This is a genomic window from Enterococcus sp. 7E2_DIV0204, assembly GCF_002140855.1.
GTDB classification, from domain to species: domain Bacteria; phylum Bacillota; class Bacilli; order Lactobacillales; family Enterococcaceae; genus Enterococcus_L; species Enterococcus_L lemimoniae.
Genome location: NZ_NGKY01000004.1, coordinates 35088 through 55240, shown reverse-complemented (window position 1 = coordinate 55240; position 20153 = coordinate 35088). Strand labels below are relative to the sequence as shown.

Sequence of the window (20153 nt, the reverse complement as noted above, 5' to 3'; positions counted from 1 at the left end):
ATATTATAAAGGTTAAGTGGAGAAAAATTGATTAGGATATTTAACATTTAAATTGGACGTAACTAAGTTATAGAAAATTGACCATCCAAATATTAATAATTCGATGGTCAATTGGCTCTAGGGTGTTCTATTTTTTTAAGGTATATTTTTTATCATAGCAACTAGAAAAAGGTTATCAAGTTTAGGTAATAAAACACATAAATTTGATAAATACCTATACCTTTGGAATCGTATAATCTCTTTGTAATATCAAATAAATTGTTTTTGGAGGATACACAAATGAAAAAAAAAGTTGTATGCATCTCATTGCTCAGCGCAACATTACTCTGCTCAACTCTAGTAGGGGCAACTACTTTAGCAGCTGAACTTGGAAGTGAAGGTTCAATAAAATACTATCAAGACAATGGACCAACTGACCCAGTTGATCCAATTGATCCTGATCCAACTGATCCAGTTGATCCAGGTAATCCAGATCCAGGAGGTCCAGACCCAGAGCCAGGAACTCCAGGGCCCTTAAGCCTAGATTTTGTACCTCATCTATACTTTGGACTAAATAAGATAACAAATAAAACAGTAACATATGAATCTTATTCAGTACCGATCATTGGTAAAGACGGAAAAATAGTTGACTATAAGCCAAACTACGTTCAAGTGTCTGATAAAAGAGATGAGTATTCAGGGTGGTCTCTAAAAGTCGAGCAAACAGATGAATTCACAAATGAAAGCAAAAAAACACTTGGTGAAGGAACAGAAATTAAATTTACAAGCCCGGTTGCCAAAGGTGTTTTTACTGACGCAACAGCACCATCAACAAATTTGGCCGAATTCACAGTAACACCAAATGGAGAATCACAAACATTTTGGGAAGCGAAGGCCAATGAAGGAGAAGGGACATGGGTAAATGCATGGGGTCAAAATACTGTTCAAACGGATACAGTGTTAAGTGTATCGAAAGATGAAGAAGGAAATATTACTGAGAACAGAGGAGAAGCGAATATTGACAAAGCAATTACCTTAACAGTTCCTGGAACCATTAAAAAAGAAGCACAGCGCTATGTAACTAACTTGAAGTGGACCTTAACAGATGCACCTGAATAAATTTTAATTATTGTAGGCAGCCAAATTTATGGCTGCCTACAATCAGATTAGAAAGGTAAAATTATGCAAAAAAAATTTAGATATAAGGTAAAAAAGATATATTATGTAATACCTATAATAGTAGTGCTCATTTCGAATTGCCATTTTAGCTATTCGCACGCATCTGAGCTTAGTTTTTCTGTAAATCCAATTACGCCAAGCATTCAGCGACAAGGATCAAAAAATAAGTATTTTGATGTTCTTATGGCCCCTGGTGAAGATACTGACCTGAAAGTGAATTTAAAAAATACAACAGATAAAGATTTAACTATTGATATTGATGTCGTGCCTGCAACGACAAATGGATTCGGAAATATTGAATACTCAGATAAAGGGTTAAGAAATTCAGTTAATTTACCGATGGACATAAAAAAGAATATTGAATTTCCTGAGCAAATTGTATTGAAAAGTAATAGTACGCAAGAAGTAAATTTCAGATTACATATGATTGATAAAAAATTTGATGGGAAAATTGTATCTGGTATTCATTTCGAAGAACACGACCAAAAGGAAAAAATTAGGGATGATAGTACTGAATCTGTAGCAATTAATAATCTTTTTGCATATAATTTAGCATTAGTGGCAGCACAAAATAAAAATGTTGTATCGTCTGAACTTGAGCTCAAAGGTTCCCACTTTATAACAGAATCTGGTGTAAGCAATGCAGTTATTGATGTTGAAAATGTTGGTGCCGAATTTGCAAATGATATTAGTACTGAACTAAAAATAGAAAATATATCATCAAATAGTATAGAGCCCATTGAAACAATAAAAAATAAAAAACTAAAGATGGCGCCTAATTCAATTATGGAATACAGAATATCACTTGGAGATAAAAAATTAAAACCAGGTGAGTACAAAATTACAGGGGCTATGTTTTATTCAGTAACCGAAAATGGGAAATATAAATATAATGGAAAAGAGTATGCAAAAAAGATGTCAGTTGATCAGACTGTAGTAATCAAAAAAGAAGAGGCAAAAAAATTAAATTCATCTAATGTAAAAATTACTTCTGAATCGACAAACTATTCTGGGTATATAGTTCTTGTACTGTTGTTTTTGATTGTACTATTGGTAATCTTTGGTTATAGGAATATTCGGAAACAAAAAAAATTGGAGTTATCAAAAAAATCATCCTCTTCCAAAAAGAAGACTAAGAAAAAACATTTGAAAAATAGTAAGAATATACAAAATAAAAGAAAGGAGCGAAAAGGAAGGAACAAGTCACGCTAAAAGGAGGAAGTTAAACGTGAAAAAAAATATAAGATATTTTTTAATCATAATAGCACTTTTTATTTTTTTTGTCCCAAGTAGCCCAACTTTTGCAGAAATTGAAACAGATAATGCGATGCTTAATGGGAATGGTAGCATTGGTTTTTATGGGAGTTGGCCCTCTGATACTACCAGTGATTCAGATATGGATAATTCTATGTCCAGTGAAAAGAATATTGCAAGTATACTACCACATGCAGGTACTAGAGATTACCTAATTATAAACATTTTAGGTGGAATGATTATCACAGTTGCAATCGCATATTTTATACTTAAGAGAGGGGAGTATAAATGAAGAAAACTAATCTATGTACAATTTTTCTCATTGCAATAATTTTCTCATTATGCACGGGGCAGTATGTGTTTGGTGAGAGTTATAGCGGTGATGGGGCTATAAAATTAGCATACTCTGATTCAAAAAAAGATAAAATAGAAGTAACTACTGGGCAAGAAGTTGAGCTGTTATTAAGAAGTGATAAGACATATGAATATAACTTAGAATTTCAAATTCCAGACTGGATGGAAGGGATTAAAATATCGGGTGAAGGGCTCTCGTTCAGAGATAATAAAAAGAAGCTATATCTGGATACTCACAGCTCTCGTATAGTGAAGCTAAAATTTCATGTTTCAGATGATGGTATATTTAGGGTAACTTTTCCAGGTGCAGAAAATGTTTTGATTTTATCAGTTGTGAATAGTACAAAAGAAAGTACAAAAGAAAGTACAAAAGAAAGTACAAAAGAAAGTAATAATACAAAAACAGGTTTAAAAAATAATTCAATAAGTCCGAAAGTTTCTGGTTGGGTAGCACAAGGTGATAGACTTAAGTATCAAACAATAGTACCTGTTATAGACACCAGTGATAATGGGGTAATTCCTGCAGAGTATAATTTTATGCCTAAAATATTTTCAGGAATTTCAAGTTATTATGTCAGTACATCTCCCGATGTTACAAGAGATATATATGACGAGTACAAACTTTCGGATATTGAAAAACAATTAATATTGTATTCAGGAAAGTTTTATGTTTACTATAATAAAGTTGGTATATATAAAGGGAGATATGTAGATGTCAAATGGACGTTTCTTGAGGGAAGTGATACTGTACCTTCGAAAATTAACTCGCGTTTCGACGGTTCTAATCCAAAATCAAGCCTTCTAGGTATGTGGTTAGGTGCCTCAAGCCGTGTTAATCAGAAATTAAGTTTTTTTGATTCGCAAACTGGCGAACCAGTTGAAATAAGCGGGTATTTTCCAATAAGCAATCTTGATAATACTGAATCATATTTATTTAATAATGATCAAATCGATTACTTCGCTTACTCAAGATACAAAATATATTTGGATAATAGATTGGGAACAAGTAAAGATGGAAGTATGAGAGGTTTTGCAGGTTCACCGTACGGATCAGGTTATGTGGGTAAATCGGAAAATAGTGTGAGTGTACTTTTCCATGGTCAATCTGAATTTTATATTACAAGTGGTAAAAATAATCAAGGTGATGTGCAGCCATCTTGGCTTGGTATGATGGACTCGAAAATATGGATGATAGACTATTCTCCACCGGTGATTGTTGGTGATCCTGATGGCGATAAAGCAGATTTTGATTTGAAGTTTAACTCGTTTATTTCTAATCCTCCAAGGTACAATTATGATCAGTCAATTGTTCTACCAGAATCTTATATTTTCTCATATAAATTTGAGTTTTCAGAGTATATAAGTAATTTTAGTGCTGATGCCATTAAACTGACAGATATGGTTACTGGTGAAGATGTCACATCGAAGTTCTCAATAATTATGGATAAAAGTTCTGGACAAATTGAAATAATTTTGAATGATCCGACTAATACTAGTGTGCAAAAAGAGATGTTTCCAAGTAATTTGAAAATAGATTTCAATTTTTCAATTGACAAAGATAGTGCCTACGAATCTGTTCCGATTGTCACTGAAAAAGGAAAACAGTACTATAATTTTCCAATAGAAGGTGCAGTGAAAGTCAGAGAAGCATTTAGTGAGAACGAGCGAGTTCTCACATATATAAATGAAAATGGTGATAAGTTTGCATATGCGCAGAAGGAATTAATTGTGTTACCTGGAAACCCTGATCCTGAGGGACCAGAACCCGGTCCAGGTTCTGGAGGTGATTTAAGTCTAGATTTCGTACCTTTTTTATACTTCGGTATTAATAAAAGAACTGATCACACCGAGACGTATAGTGCGTGGTCTGTACCGCTCAAAGATGACTTGGGGAACGAGAAAGGCTACAGGGCAAATTACATTCGAATTTCTGATCAGCGCAACATTGACTTAGGTGGTTGGTCAGTATCAGTATCTCAAGAAGATGAATTTCTTTCGCCAAGTGGAAATAGTCTAGGCAATGGGACTAAAATTTCATTAAATAATCCTAAAGTTCTTAAGGATGGTGAGGTTTATGAAAATGGAGTACTTGAAGGTAATATCACAATAGAGCCTAATAGAGAAACTCACAGAATAGTAAGTATCCCCCAGGAAACATCTGGGGGAGCACAATATGAGGTTGAGTGGGGAAAAAATACAATAGAAGATGATGTGGTTACATCTGTTAATGGAGATAATTCTGGTGATCAGGTAGTAATCACTGGAGAGGCTAATATTAATAGAGATGTCACTTTGACCGTTCCAGGAGCATCAAAGAAAACTTCCGAGAGGTATGTATCAAATTTAAAATGGGTACTTGAGAATGTTCCAGAATAGTATAATAAGAATTAAAAGATTGATTGGTTATTACTTAATTATAAAGAGAGCATTGCAACTTTAATGTCCAAAAACTTTGTGGTTCTTTGATGCTTAGACTGATAAATAGCATATGTGAGTTTAAAGCATTTATTATGGTTCCTAGAGGCTACGTCCTCTAGGTCCATTTTTTTTTCGAAAGAAATGTCTCAAAGTCAAAGTAAAGAATGATAACTTGCATATTCAATCTTTTTGAAAACCATAAAGTGGGATTACTATTTCCTTGAAGTGCTTGCCTGGAAAGGTATTATAAGCAAAATTTGAGTTTTTAAGGATTCAAAGACCACTGAAATGAAAGACATAGGTAACTTACCTTATTGAATGAACAGCTCGATGATACAAGAGGAATGAACACCTATTTTTTTTGATTAACTAAAAATTATTGACATCATTGATGATACTCTAAACTATTGATGTAAGTTGGTCAAAATGCCAAGGGGAAGTTTGAATAATAGAGAGGATAGATGATATATAAAAAATAATCGCAATAAGTTTACTAGTGATCGAATAAGTAGAACATAATGTGAGGGAGAAGAAAAATAATGTAAAAAAGTTTGTCACCAAGTAATTTAGGAAAAATATTCAGGAATTTCAGCAGTTAGGTGAAAAATAAAAATGACCTAATACATAGTGAATCTTTTATCTTTATGTGGTTTTTATTTGCAATTTAAGGATAATTATATGTTTATAAATTAAATATACTGTCATTAATATTATATTTTTAAAAATTATTCATTTTAAAATTATGATAAGTGCAAATAATTTGATTGTTTTTGAGGTCTATATATTTAATTAAAAAACTTAGAGGAGAACGCATATGAAAAATACTATTGGCCTATTATCTATTGGAGACAACTCAGACAAAATTGACAATATTGGACAATTACTCAGGAAAAAGCTCGACCAAGAAGATAATAGCATACTTGAAATTAGCAGTAAAAGTCAGCTGAACTCACTGGATGGCTTAGTAATTAGCATAGATGAATCATCAGATTACATAATTGCAATCCAATGGTTAGTGGAACTAAAAGAGGACCATCCGTTATTTGTCTGGATTTTAAGTGGAGAAAATCACGATAAGTTAGAGGTATTGCTCCCAAGTCTGAGTAAAAATTCTGTGATTGATATCATTGATTCTGAACAAGTAATTGAGGTTTTACTAGCAAAAATAAAGAGTTTCCTTAATTATAAAAGCTGTTTACTACAGTCAAAAGAGGAAAAAAATATATCTGAAAAGTCATTTTTAGATAGAAATAAACTTTGTTTAGTTATAGACAATAAGATAATACCATTAACGCGAAAAGAATTTCAGGTTTTTGAGCTATTGTACCAGAATTTGGGAGATGTTGTGACATATGAAGCAATACATGAAGCAATGTATGGAGAAAGAACTAGCTTGGTAAGTGAAAAATATAGAGTAGCAAATTTAATTTTTCATATTCGTAATAAATTAAAAGAACAGTTCCATTTTGAAATTGAAATCATTCGAACCAAGGGCTATCTTCTTACATATTCAAATAAAGAACGCTTTCTTTCAGCGATACACGTGAAGAAGACCTATAATGAGCAAACCTTAAATAGACGATAAAAAAGTTTACGCAATTATTTGAAGAAATGGATGGCTAAATGTGTGAAAGAAAAAAAGAATTATTATCAAACCTATCAACGTTATTATTTCGGTGAAATTGCCCTTTTAATTGGATGGATCACTAATGCTGTGCTGTTTTCAAGATTCTACGAAGAGGCCATATTTTATGTTGATAAGAGGGATAAGTTTATTATCCAGTTATTGTTTATGGTGAATTACTACTTGGATGATTTACTCAAGTATTTATTCGTTGCTTTTTTACTGATGACCTTAAATCTCTTCCTTATCTTGATGTTTTATATCAAAAATAGGCAAGAAGTAATAAAACGAAAAGAAATGCTGTATTCAATCATCGTGTTCCTAGTGCTTATCGGAATTAACGTTATCGCTTTACTAACGACGATTGTTTGGCCGCTGTTCTTATTACTATTTATTGTTTCTATGACGATTGTTTATATCATATCCGTTATTACGAAGTATTTATATGAAGAAAAAGATGAACGATATGAAGAAAATGAAATAGTCAAAGTAGAAGGACCGTTTCAAACAAAAGAAGCAGCGGAAGAATACGTCAACGAATTTTTGGATCATTGGACGGAATACTTTGTTGGGAAAGGCTACATTTTAATTTCTGAAATGGCTTTTGATGATGAATACAAGTGGAATGTGGAAATTATTGTTCGATCAATTAAATAAAACCAAATAGTAGTAGTTAGGAGAATCCTTTTTCATGAAAAAGATTAATGCGATGTATCTAGCGCTTATCTGTACCTTTCCATTCATTTTTTTTGCAGATCAAGTGATGGCTGCAGAGGATGATAATAATTTAGGGTATACAGTGACTCTGGTACAGTCGAATACACAAATAGATCCGAATAAAAGTTATTTTTATGTGAAAACGACGCCAGGAGAAGCTCAAACATTAGAAGTCAGAATTAAAAGTACGAAGAAAGAGAACGTACGGATAAAGATATATGGAACCAATGCGATCACAGGAGATGAAGGAACGATCGAATATAGCGATGACAAATCCTATTACGATTTGACCTTAAAAGAACCGGTAACGTCGATGCTCAAAATCCCAACACCAGAAATTACTGTGGGAAATTATGAAGAGAAGACAGTAAAAATCCAACTGATACCTTCAAAAGAAAAGTATGATGGTGTGAAAATGGGTGCGATCGTATTCGCTTTAGATCAAGGAGAGAAGTCGAAGAGTGGGGTCACAACAGAATTTTCCTATCGAGTAGGGTTGATTACTTCACAATCGGGAGACGAATTCAATAATGCGCAAACGCTGAACTTGAACTCCGTGAAAGCTTCAATCAAACGCGGGAAAAAAATGGTTTTAGCCAATTTGCAAAATCCAGAACCAAAAGTTTTAGAAAATTTAAGCATCATAGGTACGATGACTAAAAAAGGAACGGATGAAGTAGTCAAACGAAAATCAGTAGAAAATTACAGCATGGCACCTAATAGTTCATTTGATTTTGAAATGGATTGGGGAATTGCGAATTTACCATCAGGTACCTACACCTTAAAATTGGATGCATCCAATGATTATCAAGAATGGCAGCTGAGTAAAGAGTTCACGATCACGAACCAACAAGCAAAAAAAATGAATGAAGAAAGTGCCTTTAAAATTATTACCCCAACCTGGATCAAAGGGACTGCTATTTTGTTAATAGCCCTCACTGTTTTAACTATGTTAGCAATTCTTTTCAGAAGAAAAAAATGGAGCCAACAATGGAAAAAAATCAGAATTGCTAAGCGAAAAAAGCAGGGGAGTCAAAAGAAAAAGTGGAAAAAGTCCAATTGAAAAGAAGGTGAATAAGGATGAAAAAGACGTACTTTAGTTGGTCGTTGTTAATTGTAATCTGTGTAGTTGGTGTGTTGTTCAGCCAAGCAAAATATGCTTTAGCAGAGCAAGAAAAGACAGAAACGGGTATTTCCTTCAATCAATCCGTCGAACCAGAGAAACCAACCCCCCCGATCTATGAACCAAAGCCACCTGTCTATCCAACAACAGAAGGTGCATTACCACATTTAGGGCAAATGATGACCTCTTTTATTCTATTGTTGTCGGGTGTCGCTTGTTTGATCGTATTTCTAGGTGTAATCAGTTTACGCAAGGTATATAGCATACATGTATAGGAGTGTACAATGAGAGATTATTTATGGATTTATATATTAGGAGGAGTCGCCTCTGTGTCGTTGATTTTTTTTCTGGGAACACTTTCCAAAGATGTGTTCTTGGCCAGAAAATTAAAGAAAAAGAAACTTGATTTAGCGGTTAATTTTAGCTTATTAGTCGTGTCTATTGCTAGTCTAGGATTGATTATTTATTTATTCGTTTTACTAAAAGACCAAATTAGATTGATTGGATAGATCAGTGAGAAAAAGCATTACTCTGTGAACAATTTATAATAATAACTGTCGCCATTTCTATTTGCGCTAATAAGAAGGGTGATTAAATTTTGAAAAAAATACTATTTACAACATTACTTGCGTCATCAGCATTACTGATTTTTGCAAAACCTGCGAATGCAGAAGAAGTTGGAAGCATGGAATCTGATTTGGGAATCCGCTTTGATACTGACGGACCTGTACAACCTGGACCTGGACCTTTTAAAGATAACTTAGCATTGGTATGGACACCATCTAAGTTTGACTTTGGTCGTCAAGCAGCAACAGCGAATATTGCTACATACAGCAATACTGTAGCTGGAGATCAATACATTGTCGTAAATGATGACAGACAAGGAACTGAAACAGGCGAAGAAGGCGCAAAAGTTGTAACCACTTCAGCTTGGAAAGTAACGGCTTCATTGTCTAAACTAGTTTCTAAAGACAGCTCAGCTACAGAATTGCCATCAAAACTAACATTTACTTTAGGTGATGCACAATCATACAATATTGGTGAAGTTGATCCAGATACAAATGACTTTTTACCAAATCCTATCGAAGGGAACTTAGGAACACTTGCTGATCCTAATAATATCACAGTAAATAAAAATGTAACATTAGAAGCTGGTAACACAACAGGCACAAACATCATTGCTAAAACAAAAGCAGATGCTGTTAAGGGTGGTTTTGCCACAAAATTATCAGATACTAAATTAACAGTAACAACAGGCACGGGCGCTGCAGGTAAAGCATTTAAAGGTAGCGTGAACTGGAGTCTTGACAACACATACTAAGAAATTACTTGGTTGTGTATGGTGATAAATTGAATAAGTAAGTAGATTGGTTGACAGTTATTGTTATAAGTTGTTCACAGAGTGAGTATGTAATACATTAAGTATTTCTATTTTAGAAAGGGGTATCAGTGATTGAAAAAATATCTTACCTGCTTGTTACTCGTTTCATTTTACCTTGGATTATCGTTTGATCCTATCAAAGGGGTTGCAAAACAAGAGCCAATAAATTTGATTGATGGGCTATCTTATGAAGTTATATATCCTGAAAATCAGAAAAACAAAGACCTAGGCTATTTTGATCTTCAAATGAGTCCTGGTCAAGAACAAAAAATTTCTCTCAAATTATATAACTCATTACCAAAAGAATTAACAGTAGAGGTTCGGTTAAATACTGCAAAAACCAATAGTATCGGTAAAGTTGAATATGGTCCAAATGAGTCACAAGAAGACAGTTCGCTAACAAACAATTTTATTGAGGTCGTTAAAGGACCGAAAAAAGTGGTGATCCCACCAAAAGGGGCTAAGGAAGTGGATTTAGAGATCTCCTTGCCCAAAGAGGCGGTCAATGGTTTGATAGCAGGTGGGATTCAAATCAAGCCAGTAGTGAACAGTAGTGTAAAGGAACAAAGTAAAAAAGACGTAGTAGTAAATGAATTTGCTTTTTTAGTTGGGGTGTTATTACGGGTTGGGGATACCAGCAATATAAAACCAGAGCTAAAACTAAATAAAACATACATAGCATTTAAAGAGAGTAAAAGCCATTTGTTCATTAATATTTCTAATATCCATCCTGTCTATGTTGAAGGGATGGACATTGCTGTTCAATTAAGAAAATCTAATAAACAAAAAGTGTTATTTGAGTATCAAAAAAAAGGAATGAGAATGGCGCCAAATTCGATGATTGATCTCCCAGTTGATTTGTCAGATAAAGGGATGACGGCTGGCGATTATTCAGTTCAGATCAACGTTGTATCAAAAAATGGTGGTAAATGGTCTTGGACAGAAGATTTTAAGATTAATGCGTTGGAAGCCAATGGTCTTAATACGCAATTGGTAGAAAATAAAACAGGTAATAAACTGATTTTTTTAATATATTTTTTGATGGTATGCATAGGCATACTTGTATTTATTTTGAGTTATAAAGCGATAAAACGTAAAAGAATGAAACCTGAAAAAAGGAAGTAATCGTTTTTTTACGGAAGAAGACAAAAAATAGTTCAGAATAGACAATAGTGTATCAAACCTGACACTCTTCTTGTGTATCGCCGTAAACCAACAAGCAAAATAAGCCAAACAATGATCTGGTTCGATCGGTAGAACTAAATAGGTGATAGCAATACAAAGGAGGTGTTGCGATAAGAGTGTATTTGAAAGATGATCAAAAAATAATAAAGAAAGGAGAAAAAATGGATAACGCAAAAAAGAAGCCCTCTAAAATGAAAATACTTTGTTTACTAATCGGAATCACCGTGTTCAGTATTTTTTCTGTGGCCATTTTATTCACCGAAACGAATCCTATATTAGCTAAACCAGAAACGAGTGAAAAAAAAGCGACAAAACAGTCGATCGACAGAGGTTCGGATGTAAGCAACACCAAAGCGGCCACAGTAACAACAACACAAAACTATACAGCGAGAGCGCTAGATCCAGTTGAAAATGAGGAAGGGTTGAAAGCAACACCTAAAGTGTTGACGATGAAACAAAATGAAGCTTTTCCAGACCTTAACAGTGAGGCGGGGCTAACGAAACTCTTTTCCGAAAGGATCATTCCGCATCCAGAATATGGTGCTTTATATGAATACGTGAACGCTGATGGAACACCTACTAACCCTAGTAGTGAGGCAATAGGATTTCAAACAATTTATATTGAGATTACTGAGAACCACAATCTGACGAGTATTCGCGTTCCCATACCATTAACTGTTACCGATATAGGAACGTCCTTTTTACTGGATAATCAAATTGCACTTCAAACAGACAATGTAAACGGTAAAATTGTCTTGTATCCAAATGAAACGGCAAATAAAACGCCAGAACAATTGCAGCAATTAGTCAAAACAAAATCCAATGTCCACTCTTGGAAAGTAGAAGATGGAACAACTATTCCAGTTGAGGTGATCAGTACAACCATTACAGTCACTACTGTCGGAAGTTACAAAGCCGAATTTGAGATCACGGTGGGAATAGGTGAGGAACAACAAAAAGCTTCTGTTCAAAAAGATGTAGTCGTTTTTGGGGCTGACCTGAAATCTCCTTACTACTTTAGTGTTAGTCAAAATGGAGCCATGTCTATGGGAACAGATGGTGCCAGTATTTTTTCGAAGTATCAATCTTTGAATGATGCAAAAGCCTCTAGTTCTACCTATGAATGGGTCAAAAATCCAGCAGGTGAGCCAACGGATCCACTCAATAAATTCGATACGAGTAAGTCAGGATTTCACTGGGGCTATATAAAAATGACGGATAAAACGTATACATCTGTTTCAACAGTCATTTCTGTCCCCATCATGATTACCCAGCAAGAACAGTCAGTTATTATTGGTTCTAAAGTTGGTCTACACTTTAATTCTTTGCCAACCATTTCTGTAAGCGATGTGAAAGGAAAAAATAACTCGGAAATTGTTGAGATTCTGTTAGGGAAGTTATCGCCAAAAGCGTGGGAGCTGACTACTGGTCAATTACTTGATACTCAAGTGACAAAATCATCAATTACAAGTTCTAGTAGATGGGTTAACGAAGTAACCATAACCACCATTTTAGGCGGAAAACCGTTGGATTATAAATTTAATGTTTTGGTTCTTCCAGATAGGATTTTTGATAATTCCTCCTCGACAGGCTGGAATATCATTCCAAACGGAGGTTCAGGTGGTCTGTTAGCTAACCCTATCAACGGTTCTAAAGCCGGGTTTCCAAATCGAGGTATATCAGTAAGTTCATTTTCAAATGAACTAGGCTTTATAATTAAAGACAACGCTGGAAAAGGTTATGTTTACAGCGGCGGTGAAGGAAAAGTACAAGATGTTCCAGGTGTTGATGGGTTACCGCTATACGGTAAGTGGCATGCTACTTCTGGACTCTCAACTGATCAAAGAAATTATGAAATTGGACAGCCAAGATATTTTTTGCGTAAGGGGGACGAACTAAAGCAAATATTTTATGATGATAAAAGTAGCATCTTGTATGTCTACAGTTTATCGTTGAGCCGAAATTTAAATTTTAAAGTACAATTGGACATGTATAATCTTTCCCAAAAAACAAAAAACTTTTCTATGCTAGAACCTATAGATTTAGATTATCTAACGGATCAAGTGCCTATCTATGCATTAGGTGGTAATAGCGGTTTTTATATGCAACCTTCGTCAGACAAAAGATTTACCATTCGATTAAAAGATTCTAGAGGAAATTGGCTATCTGATTATACAAAATATATTGCAGGGACATTTAATGAGACTGGTGTCCAAAGTGGAAGAAATTATTTTGGAAATGATTTTTCTGGCAATGGGACTGAAAGTAAGAACTATTATCAAGGGCAAGTAATTGTTTCTGGATGGGATACTGCCTACCAGCTAGGAGCACCTTGGAAGCAAGTTTTACCTGACGAATCTCTGAATACTGGATATGAAATTTTTGCTGGCCAAGAACTTCCATATATGCAGATCAAGGCTGATCCAGAAGTCTTTAATGTTTATTCTGATTATGTCAATGATTTTGATACGAGTTACAAATTAAGCCAAATCCCTACAACAACGGATCACGGGACGGTGTATGTAACGTATCCGACAGGTGATGAGGTCATGATGCCCTTTTTCTCCAATAGTCAAAAGGAATTCGATAGTCCTTTGACGATTCCAAGGACAGGATTGCCTGAGAAGCTAAATGAAGAACCAGGTACGATTAAACGGTATGATACGTCTTTGCTAGCGATTAATGAGTCAGATGGTCCATACAAGGGGTTACCCTCACAGGATTATACCGTGAAAATAAATGCATACAATCTTGGGGCAAAACCGATTCCGCAAATCATCAAAAAAGGTACAGCGTTCACCAAAAAAGCTTCCGAAGTGATACAGGATGCGGTTATCTTACCTGATCATACTGCCTCATACGAATATGAGGGAGCAATGCCAGATACTTCAGTGACAGGTTTGACGAGCGTGATGGTGCGTATGACGGATACAAACAAACCAGATAAGACGACGTTGATCAAAGTGCCAGTCCAAGTGATCGATGGAACACTACCATCTAAAGGACTGTACATTGCTGCAAATGATTTTAGCAGTAGACCTGAGGCATTTCAAGATTTGGCTGAAAGTGAAGTCAATCAATTGATTCTAAAAAAATCTGAAGCGGTTGCTTGGGAAGTAGCGACTGGATCAAGTAAAGATGTTACGCTATCAGTAGAGTCAAAGACTTTACCACTGAATCCTGGACAAGGCAGCTACAAAGCAACCCTAAAGGCTGTTAGAGGAAGCGAAACAGTCAAAAAAACGATTACAATTGATATTCAAAGTAATCAAAAAGTGAACGTGGAATTTGTCGATGAAACAGGAGAAGCCTTACACGATAAAATCACGTTCGATAAAGTGATCGGTACAACGATTGATTTAACGAAAGAAACAGAAGTGCAAAAAGTGCTGGAATCCATTCAGGCTAAAAACTACCAATTAGTGAAAAAACCAGACAATGAAACGGCCATTCCAGTTATTAGTGAAGAAAGCACTGTTCAATATCAATTTAAAGGCATGCTCTTCGTGCAATCCTCTCCAACATTCTTGAATTTTGGGCGTAAGACTTTAGGGATACCTTTTATTAAAGTAGAAAAGGCTAAGTATGACAAACCGTTGATTGTTTGGGATAATCGCAAAAATAGCGGTAAGTGGGACTTAACAGCAACCTTGAAGAAACCATTGACCAGCCAAGAAGATTCCAGTAAGGTTCTACCTTTTGCAATCCGGTATAAGATAAATGAAACAGACACGGTGGTCTTAGAAGAGAATGTCACACAATCAGTAGCTGAAAAAGAGCATAAACTCGAAGGGCAGTATAATATAAGCGATGAGTGGGATAAAAATGAATCTGGCTTATTGCTAGAAGTTCCTTCTGGGGAAGTGTTACAGGCAGGAGGCTATCGCGCAACGATTTTATGGCAAGTAGAACAAACACCATAGTAACAGAAAAAAATCAAAAAAGATGTCAAACGGGAGTCCTAGATAAAAATTATCTAGGTCCTGTTTTTAATATCATAATCCATGAAAAATTTTAATTTGAAAGATATATATTGCAGATTTTTTACTGGTCTAAAATTACTAAAAGGAAATTTTGGAATACTAAATAAATAAAAAAAATTAAAGTTGTATAATTGAATATTTAGTACATGTATAGATTATTAAGTAGAAGGAGAGAAAAATTTTGAATGTATTAACAGTAGTAACTCATCCAAGAAAAAACTCATTGACATACTCAGCTATGAAATCTTTTAATGAAGGGCTTGAATATAAGGGAAATATTGTTGAGGTTTTAGATCTTTATGACAACGATTTTGATCCAGTAATTAGAGAGGAAAATGAACCGATTTGGGAGTCAAAAAAGATTATTACAACACCAGATGTCAAAATAGAAATGGATCGTTTGGATAGAAATACGGGTTTGTGCTTTGTATTCCCCGTATGGTGGTACATGCCACCAGCGATGCTAAAGGGATACATAGATAAAGTATGGCAGTACAACTATGCGTATGGACAAGGAAGACTAGCGCACGAGCGTATCCAGTGGATTGCACTTGCAGGATCATCGAAAGAAAAATTCCAAAAACGTGGATATGATAAAATTCTAGAAAGGTATTTAGAGGTAGGGTTATCTGAGTATACTGGAATTTCAAAGTGTAGAATTAGTATTTTTTATGACACCTTGAAAAATGAAGGATCTAGTAATATGTGCGAGAAAATCTGTAAGGAATCATACAATCTTGGGGAAACATTTTTAAAATTTTAAGATTGAAAATGGAATAAATTAGTACAGAAAATGTGCTACGCAAATAATTTGGCCGAGACTATCATTTAAAATATGTTAACTCATCAACATCAAATTTCTTTTAAAATATAGTGTACACATTATAGTACAGTAGGACTGAGTATGATAAATTATTTGAGTGAAGCATCAGGATAATTATGAAATGTACTAAATATTTTTTAGGGAGGATATCTATGAAAAAAGTCAGGTTAAATGGACGGCCAGTAAACCCAATTGGAATTGGGACTTGGCATATGGGCGACAATAAAATCATCAGAAATAATGAAATTGACGCTATTCGAGAAGGCATTAGGCAGGGGGCTAGTGTTATAGATACTGCTGAGATGTACGGAAATGGGCGATCTGAGAAGCTTGTTGGCGAAGCAATATCAGTATTGAACAGGAAGAGTATATTTTTAATTTCAAAATTTTATCCTTCTAATGCTAGTGAGCCTAGTCTCAGTTACTCACTTGATAAAAGCTTAGAACGTCTTGAAACAGAGTATCTTGATATGTACCTTTTACACTGGAGAGGTAGAATACCACTTGAGCGAACTGTTTATGACTTGGAAAATCTAGTTGTTCAAGGAAAAATAAAATCTTGGGGAGTATCAAATTTTGACAGTAATGACATCAAAGAACTCTTTAGTATACCAGATGGAGAAAATTGTAAAGCAAACGAGGTTTTGTACAATATTGCTAGTAGGGGAATCGAGTACGACCTATTACCACTACAAAAGAAAGAAGCCTTGCCAATAATTGCTTATAGCCCAATAGATCAAGGCGATACACGAGGGGCTGGCTTAGCCAAAAACCAAATTTTACTAGAAATAGCACATACTAAAAAAATTGACGTGTTTCAATTGATGTTAGCATGGACGATACGTAATCGAGAAACTATTGCAATACCACAGACTAGCAATGTCAGGCATATGATAAATAATATTGCTGCTGCTAGAATTGAGCTAAGTGAGAGAGAACTTAGATTGATTGATTCAATAGTCAGTCCTCCTAAGTTTAAGCAGCCACTTGATATTATATAGGATTAAATTGGGCAGCTATGATACAAATCTTTCGAGTATTATTAATATTAATCAGATACCATATAAATAAATAATTATGAAAGCCAAAAGTGTTGTGAGAAAAATCCAATTACCATTGATCAGTACATTTATGTATAGTTCCAGCCAATGTTTACCTAGATTTAAGCGTGAAAAATTGATTAACGAACAAATGTAATAGGGATATAAAAGTAATTCAATAAGATTACTTTAGTAATCACATAACTTAACTTTTTTTGAAATAGAAAGGTGGGAACTATTATGCATTTGTCTCTAGAACATGCAAAAATTCATGATTTAGCGAGAATAATGGAGATCATGGATGCTTGCAAGGGATTATTAAAAAAAGTTGATTCAAGCCAGTGGGAAGGAAAAGACGAACCAAGTACAGATGAAATAAAAAAAGAAATACTAAAAGAAAATTGCTATGTCTTAAAATTTGAATCAGAAATTGTCGGTTCCTCGATTATCCATACTGATCCTATTAAAGCATATGAAAATATTCAATATGGAGTGTGGGATATTATAGATAAGAGTTCAGAGTATGCTTCAATCCATAGATTTGCCATAGATCCTAAACGTGGTGGCAGAGGATATGGAAAGTTATTTTTGGAACTTATAATTGTGTTGCTGATGAATATGGGAGTCAATGATATTCGAATCGACACATCGCCAGAAAATAGTTATATGCAAAAAGTTATATTGTACAATGGTTTCAGTTTTAAAGGCATAATAAGGTTAGACGTAGAAGATGGAATTCGATACGCTTTTCAGTTTAACTAAATGATTGTAAGGTAGGGCTAAACAAAATTTTTTATGTACATGGGACAATCTAAAGCATAATTAGATTTTGGACCGAGGATATCTTTCAGAGCAGAAAATCGGAAGCTAGATATGCAAAATAACGATAGATTTCAGAATGAGAATACAAGTAGTGGAAATTATCATCGAAACTATTATTACACATTTCATAGACCACATCATGAAATGTGCAATAATAGTTCAGAAGGAAATATTATAATAGACAAGTGACAGTAAATCACTAAATGGACGATTGTCGAGAAGGGAAGATTTAAAATGGCTAATAGTTTACCCATAGGAAATGTCGTAGTTAATATTGATTTTGAGGTTATTCCTGGAATGGAAGAAGAGTTTCTGAAACTTGTATATTATCTAATTGATGATTCTTTAAAGGAAAAAGGCAATATCAGTTATCGTGTTTTTAAAGAGGAAAGAAGTACTGATAGGTACGTTGTTATTGAACATTGGGAAAATCAAAAAGCACTCAATGAGCATCTGAGTATGCCACATACTAACTACTACAATGATAATGTAAGCAAATATCTAGTTATACCACCAAATAGAGTTGAATTAGTACGTGATATTAACAGCATAGAGTAATTTTTGTACTATCATTCCTGAAAATGATAAACCGATTACTACAGAATAAGCGTTTTTGAAAATCAGAATAATATATTAGTCAATTATTACATGTATTGTATATGAGCACATAATTAAAACTATTATCCTGATATTACAGTAAAGGAGGTGATTATATTGATCGTGATTAATGTATTTTTTGACGTTTTACCAGAGTGCAAAGAAGAGTTTATGACATTACTTGATGATATGATTGGAAAATCTACTCAAGAAGAAGGAAATCGATACTATCATCTTCTTGAAGACTTAACACAAAAAAATCGTTATACCCTAATTGAGCATTGGGAGAATCAAGATGCAGTGAATTTTCATAATAAAACTTCACACTGGATTCATTTTGATAAGACTGTTAATAACTTTTTAAATGATACCTATGAAGAACATCATTACACCGAGATCCCTTTTTAGACATTAAAAAAAGTAATGCAGTTAATTAGTAGTTTAGCAGAAGTCTCCCCAAAACTGTTTTGTTCGAATCGTTTTAGCTAGAATACAAAATATGACTGAAGTAACAAAAGGCCAAGATTTGGAAGAGAGTGGGACAATTGTCCTCTCTCTGAAAGAAAATAAGCTCGATTTTGATGGTTAATGTCAAAATTGAGCTTATTTTTTCTATTATAGATGTCTTTCTCTCCATATATTTCCCTATTTTTCTTAGATTTAATGCCATGAGTGCCAAGCCAATGTCAATCTTTGCTCCTTGTTTCCCTCTTAAGTGGAAACGATGGAACGCCAATTGAGCCTTTAGATGCCCAAACACTGGTTCGACATCGATTTTTCGTTTTCGATAAATCGAACCGGTTTTTTCCTCTAAAAGCTTCTGCTTACATTCTGCTTTGAAGTAACGCCAGGTATTATTCACTAAAATTTGTCGCTTCCGATCGCCTTTTGCTTTCGTACATTGACTACGAACGGAGCAGCTTCAACAATTTTCACATTCGTAAATTTTGAAATCACGTACAAATCAAGCCTTATCTTTTCTTCGGCTATATTGTTTGAAGGGAACTGCCCGATGGGCAGGGCAAATGTATGTATCTTCTTTTTCAAGATAGCGCCAGTTTTCAACGATAAAAGGGTTGGCTCTGTAGTTCTTTTTCTTTTCTTTATGATAAATTCCATAGATAATCACGGGCGTTTTATGCAAGATGTCGCTGATATACATATAATTTTCTTCACTACTATAATCGGCATCCGCCACAATATATTCAGGTAATTCATTGTGTTGCTTTAAAAAGTTGTCTAAGAACGGATTTAAGATTTTTGTGTCTGCTGGATTTGGGAATAGATCATAAGCCAAGACATACTGATTTTCTGTTGCGATTTGTAAATTGTAGCCTGGCTTTAGCTGACCATTGCGCATGTAATCGTCTTTCATTCGCATAAAAGTGGCATCTGTATCTGTTTTAGAAAAGCTGTTTCGTTCTTGAAACAGTCGGTTGTAGGCTTCATATTTTTGTTTTCTCGGTAGGTAATCTGCTTGGATTTTTCGCAGATATTTTCTATATGTTTTACTTTTTCTCTTTAATTGACTTTGTTTTTCTTTTTGCTTTTTATTGGGAAATTGCGCCTCTACTTCATGAATTTCAGCCTCTAAATGATTCGCAGCTTCTTCCAGTTGGTCACTTGTCAATCCGTCGGATTGGTTTTCTTCTTTCAAGCATGGGAGGACTTCTT

Annotated in this window: 17 protein-coding genes and 1 pseudogene; 17 read left to right on the top strand and 1 reads right to left on the bottom strand. The window is 34.4% G+C overall.

What is annotated here, in order from left to right; genetic code table 11:
- The first annotated feature begins 279 nt into the window (after positions 1-279).
- The 17 genes from A5819_RS18060 (at position 280) to A5819_RS17980 (ending at position 18887) form a co-directional block, all read left to right on the top strand.
- Positions 280-1098 carry a WxL domain-containing protein gene (locus A5819_RS18060; RefSeq protein ID WP_086281947.1) on the top strand — a complete coding sequence of 273 codons (819 nt, stop codon included), beginning with the start codon at positions 280-282 and terminating at the stop codon, positions 1096-1098.
- Positions 1099-1161: 63 nt separating this feature from the next.
- The gene (locus A5819_RS18055) at positions 1162-2370 is read left to right on the top strand and encodes a DUF916 domain-containing protein (protein WP_086353093.1); all 1209 of its coding nucleotides are present in this window, start codon (positions 1162-1164) and stop codon (positions 2368-2370) included.
- A gap of 16 nt (positions 2371-2386) precedes the next feature.
- Positions 2387-2704, top strand: a complete 318-nt coding sequence (locus tag A5819_RS18050; RefSeq protein ID WP_086281950.1) for a hypothetical protein — start codon at positions 2387-2389, stop codon at positions 2702-2704.
- A complete protein-coding gene (locus tag A5819_RS18045; protein ID WP_086353092.1) occupies positions 2701-5142 on the top strand; it encodes a WxL domain-containing protein in 2442 nt (813 codons plus the stop codon). The genes A5819_RS18050 and A5819_RS18045 overlap by 4 nt, the downstream gene beginning before the upstream one ends.
- An 856-nt stretch (positions 5143-5998) precedes the next feature.
- The gene (locus tag A5819_RS18040; RefSeq protein ID WP_086281952.1) at positions 5999-6769 is read left to right on the top strand and encodes a helix-turn-helix domain-containing protein; all 771 of its coding nucleotides are present in this window, start codon (positions 5999-6001) and stop codon (positions 6767-6769) included.
- 42 nt (positions 6770-6811) lie between these two features.
- On the top strand, positions 6812-7465 hold the full coding sequence (locus A5819_RS18035) for a hypothetical protein (RefSeq protein WP_086282035.1): 654 nt from the start codon (positions 6812-6814) through the stop codon (positions 7463-7465).
- Between the two features lie 34 nt (positions 7466-7499).
- Positions 7500-8588: a DUF916 and DUF3324 domain-containing protein gene (locus tag A5819_RS18030; RefSeq protein ID WP_086281953.1), complete on the top strand. Its 1089-nt coding sequence runs from the start codon at positions 7500-7502 to the stop codon at positions 8586-8588.
- A gap of 17 nt (positions 8589-8605) precedes the next feature.
- The gene (locus tag A5819_RS18025) at positions 8606-8923 is read left to right on the top strand and encodes a hypothetical protein (protein WP_086281954.1); all 318 of its coding nucleotides are present in this window, start codon (positions 8606-8608) and stop codon (positions 8921-8923) included.
- Between the two features lie 9 nt (positions 8924-8932).
- The gene (locus tag A5819_RS18020; RefSeq protein WP_086281955.1) at positions 8933-9157 is read left to right on the top strand and encodes a hypothetical protein; all 225 of its coding nucleotides are present in this window, start codon (positions 8933-8935) and stop codon (positions 9155-9157) included.
- Positions 9158-9246: 89 nt separating this feature from the next.
- Positions 9247-9969, top strand: coding sequence for a WxL domain-containing protein (locus tag A5819_RS18015; protein WP_086353091.1), 723 nt, complete (start codon positions 9247-9249; stop codon positions 9967-9969).
- 132 nt (positions 9970-10101) lie between these two features.
- Complete coding sequence (locus tag A5819_RS18010) at positions 10102-11154, top strand: DUF916 and DUF3324 domain-containing protein (RefSeq protein WP_086281956.1); 1053 nt, start codon at positions 10102-10104, stop codon at positions 11152-11154.
- Positions 11155-11375: 221 nt separating this feature from the next.
- Positions 11376-15137 (top strand): hypothetical protein, encoded by a 3762-nt coding sequence (locus tag A5819_RS18005; protein ID WP_086282037.1) that lies wholly within the window; start codon positions 11376-11378, stop codon positions 15135-15137.
- Between the two features lie 241 nt (positions 15138-15378).
- Entirely contained in the window at positions 15379-15960 is a 582-nt protein-coding gene (locus tag A5819_RS18000; protein ID WP_176271509.1) for an NAD(P)H oxidoreductase, read from the top strand.
- Between the two features lie 212 nt (positions 15961-16172).
- Complete coding sequence (locus A5819_RS17995; protein WP_086281958.1) at positions 16173-17021, top strand: aldo/keto reductase; 849 nt, start codon at positions 16173-16175, stop codon at positions 17019-17021.
- Positions 17022-17300: 279 nt separating this feature from the next.
- The gene (locus A5819_RS17990; protein ID WP_086281959.1) at positions 17301-17822 is read left to right on the top strand and encodes a GNAT family N-acetyltransferase; all 522 of its coding nucleotides are present in this window, start codon (positions 17301-17303) and stop codon (positions 17820-17822) included.
- Between the two features lie 294 nt (positions 17823-18116).
- Entirely contained in the window at positions 18117-18440 is a 324-nt protein-coding gene (locus A5819_RS17985; protein ID WP_086353090.1) for a putative quinol monooxygenase, read from the top strand.
- A 162-nt stretch (positions 18441-18602) separates the two neighbouring features.
- Entirely contained in the window at positions 18603-18887 is a 285-nt protein-coding gene (locus A5819_RS17980) for a putative quinol monooxygenase (protein ID WP_254907345.1), read from the top strand.
- Positions 18888-18960: 73 nt separating this feature from the next.
- Here the strand turns inward: A5819_RS17980 and A5819_RS17975 are convergent.
- A pseudogene (locus A5819_RS17975) lies at positions 18961-20153 on the bottom strand (transposase); the annotation flags it as partial.

Bases quoted from the DNA above. Each gene is read 5' to 3' on its own strand.
- A5819_RS18060 (WP_086281947.1), top strand. From the start codon at position 280: ATGAAAAAAAAAGTTGTATGCATCTCATTGCTCAGCGCAACATTACTC.
- A5819_RS18055 (WP_086353093.1), top strand. From the start codon at position 1,162: ATGCAAAAAAAATTTAGATATAAGGTAAAAAAGATATATTATGTAATA.
- A5819_RS18045 (WP_086353092.1), top strand. From the start codon at position 2,701: ATGAAGAAAACTAATCTATGTACAATTTTTCTCATTGCAATAATTTTC.
- A5819_RS18040 (WP_086281952.1), top strand. From the start codon at position 5,999: ATGAAAAATACTATTGGCCTATTATCTATTGGAGACAACTCAGACAAA.
- A5819_RS18030 (WP_086281953.1), top strand. From the start codon at position 7,500: ATGAAAAAGATTAATGCGATGTATCTAGCGCTTATCTGTACCTTTCCA.
- A5819_RS18025 (WP_086281954.1), top strand. From the start codon at position 8,606: ATGAAAAAGACGTACTTTAGTTGGTCGTTGTTAATTGTAATCTGTGTA.
- A5819_RS18020 (WP_086281955.1), top strand. From the start codon at position 8,933: ATGAGAGATTATTTATGGATTTATATATTAGGAGGAGTCGCCTCTGTG.
- A5819_RS18005 (WP_086282037.1), top strand. From the start codon at position 11,376: ATGGATAACGCAAAAAAGAAGCCCTCTAAAATGAAAATACTTTGTTTA.
- A5819_RS17995 (WP_086281958.1), top strand. From the start codon at position 16,173: ATGAAAAAAGTCAGGTTAAATGGACGGCCAGTAAACCCAATTGGAATT.
- A5819_RS17990 (WP_086281959.1), top strand. From the start codon at position 17,301: ATGCATTTGTCTCTAGAACATGCAAAAATTCATGATTTAGCGAGAATA.
- A5819_RS17985 (WP_086353090.1), top strand. From the start codon at position 18,117: ATGGCTAATAGTTTACCCATAGGAAATGTCGTAGTTAATATTGATTTT.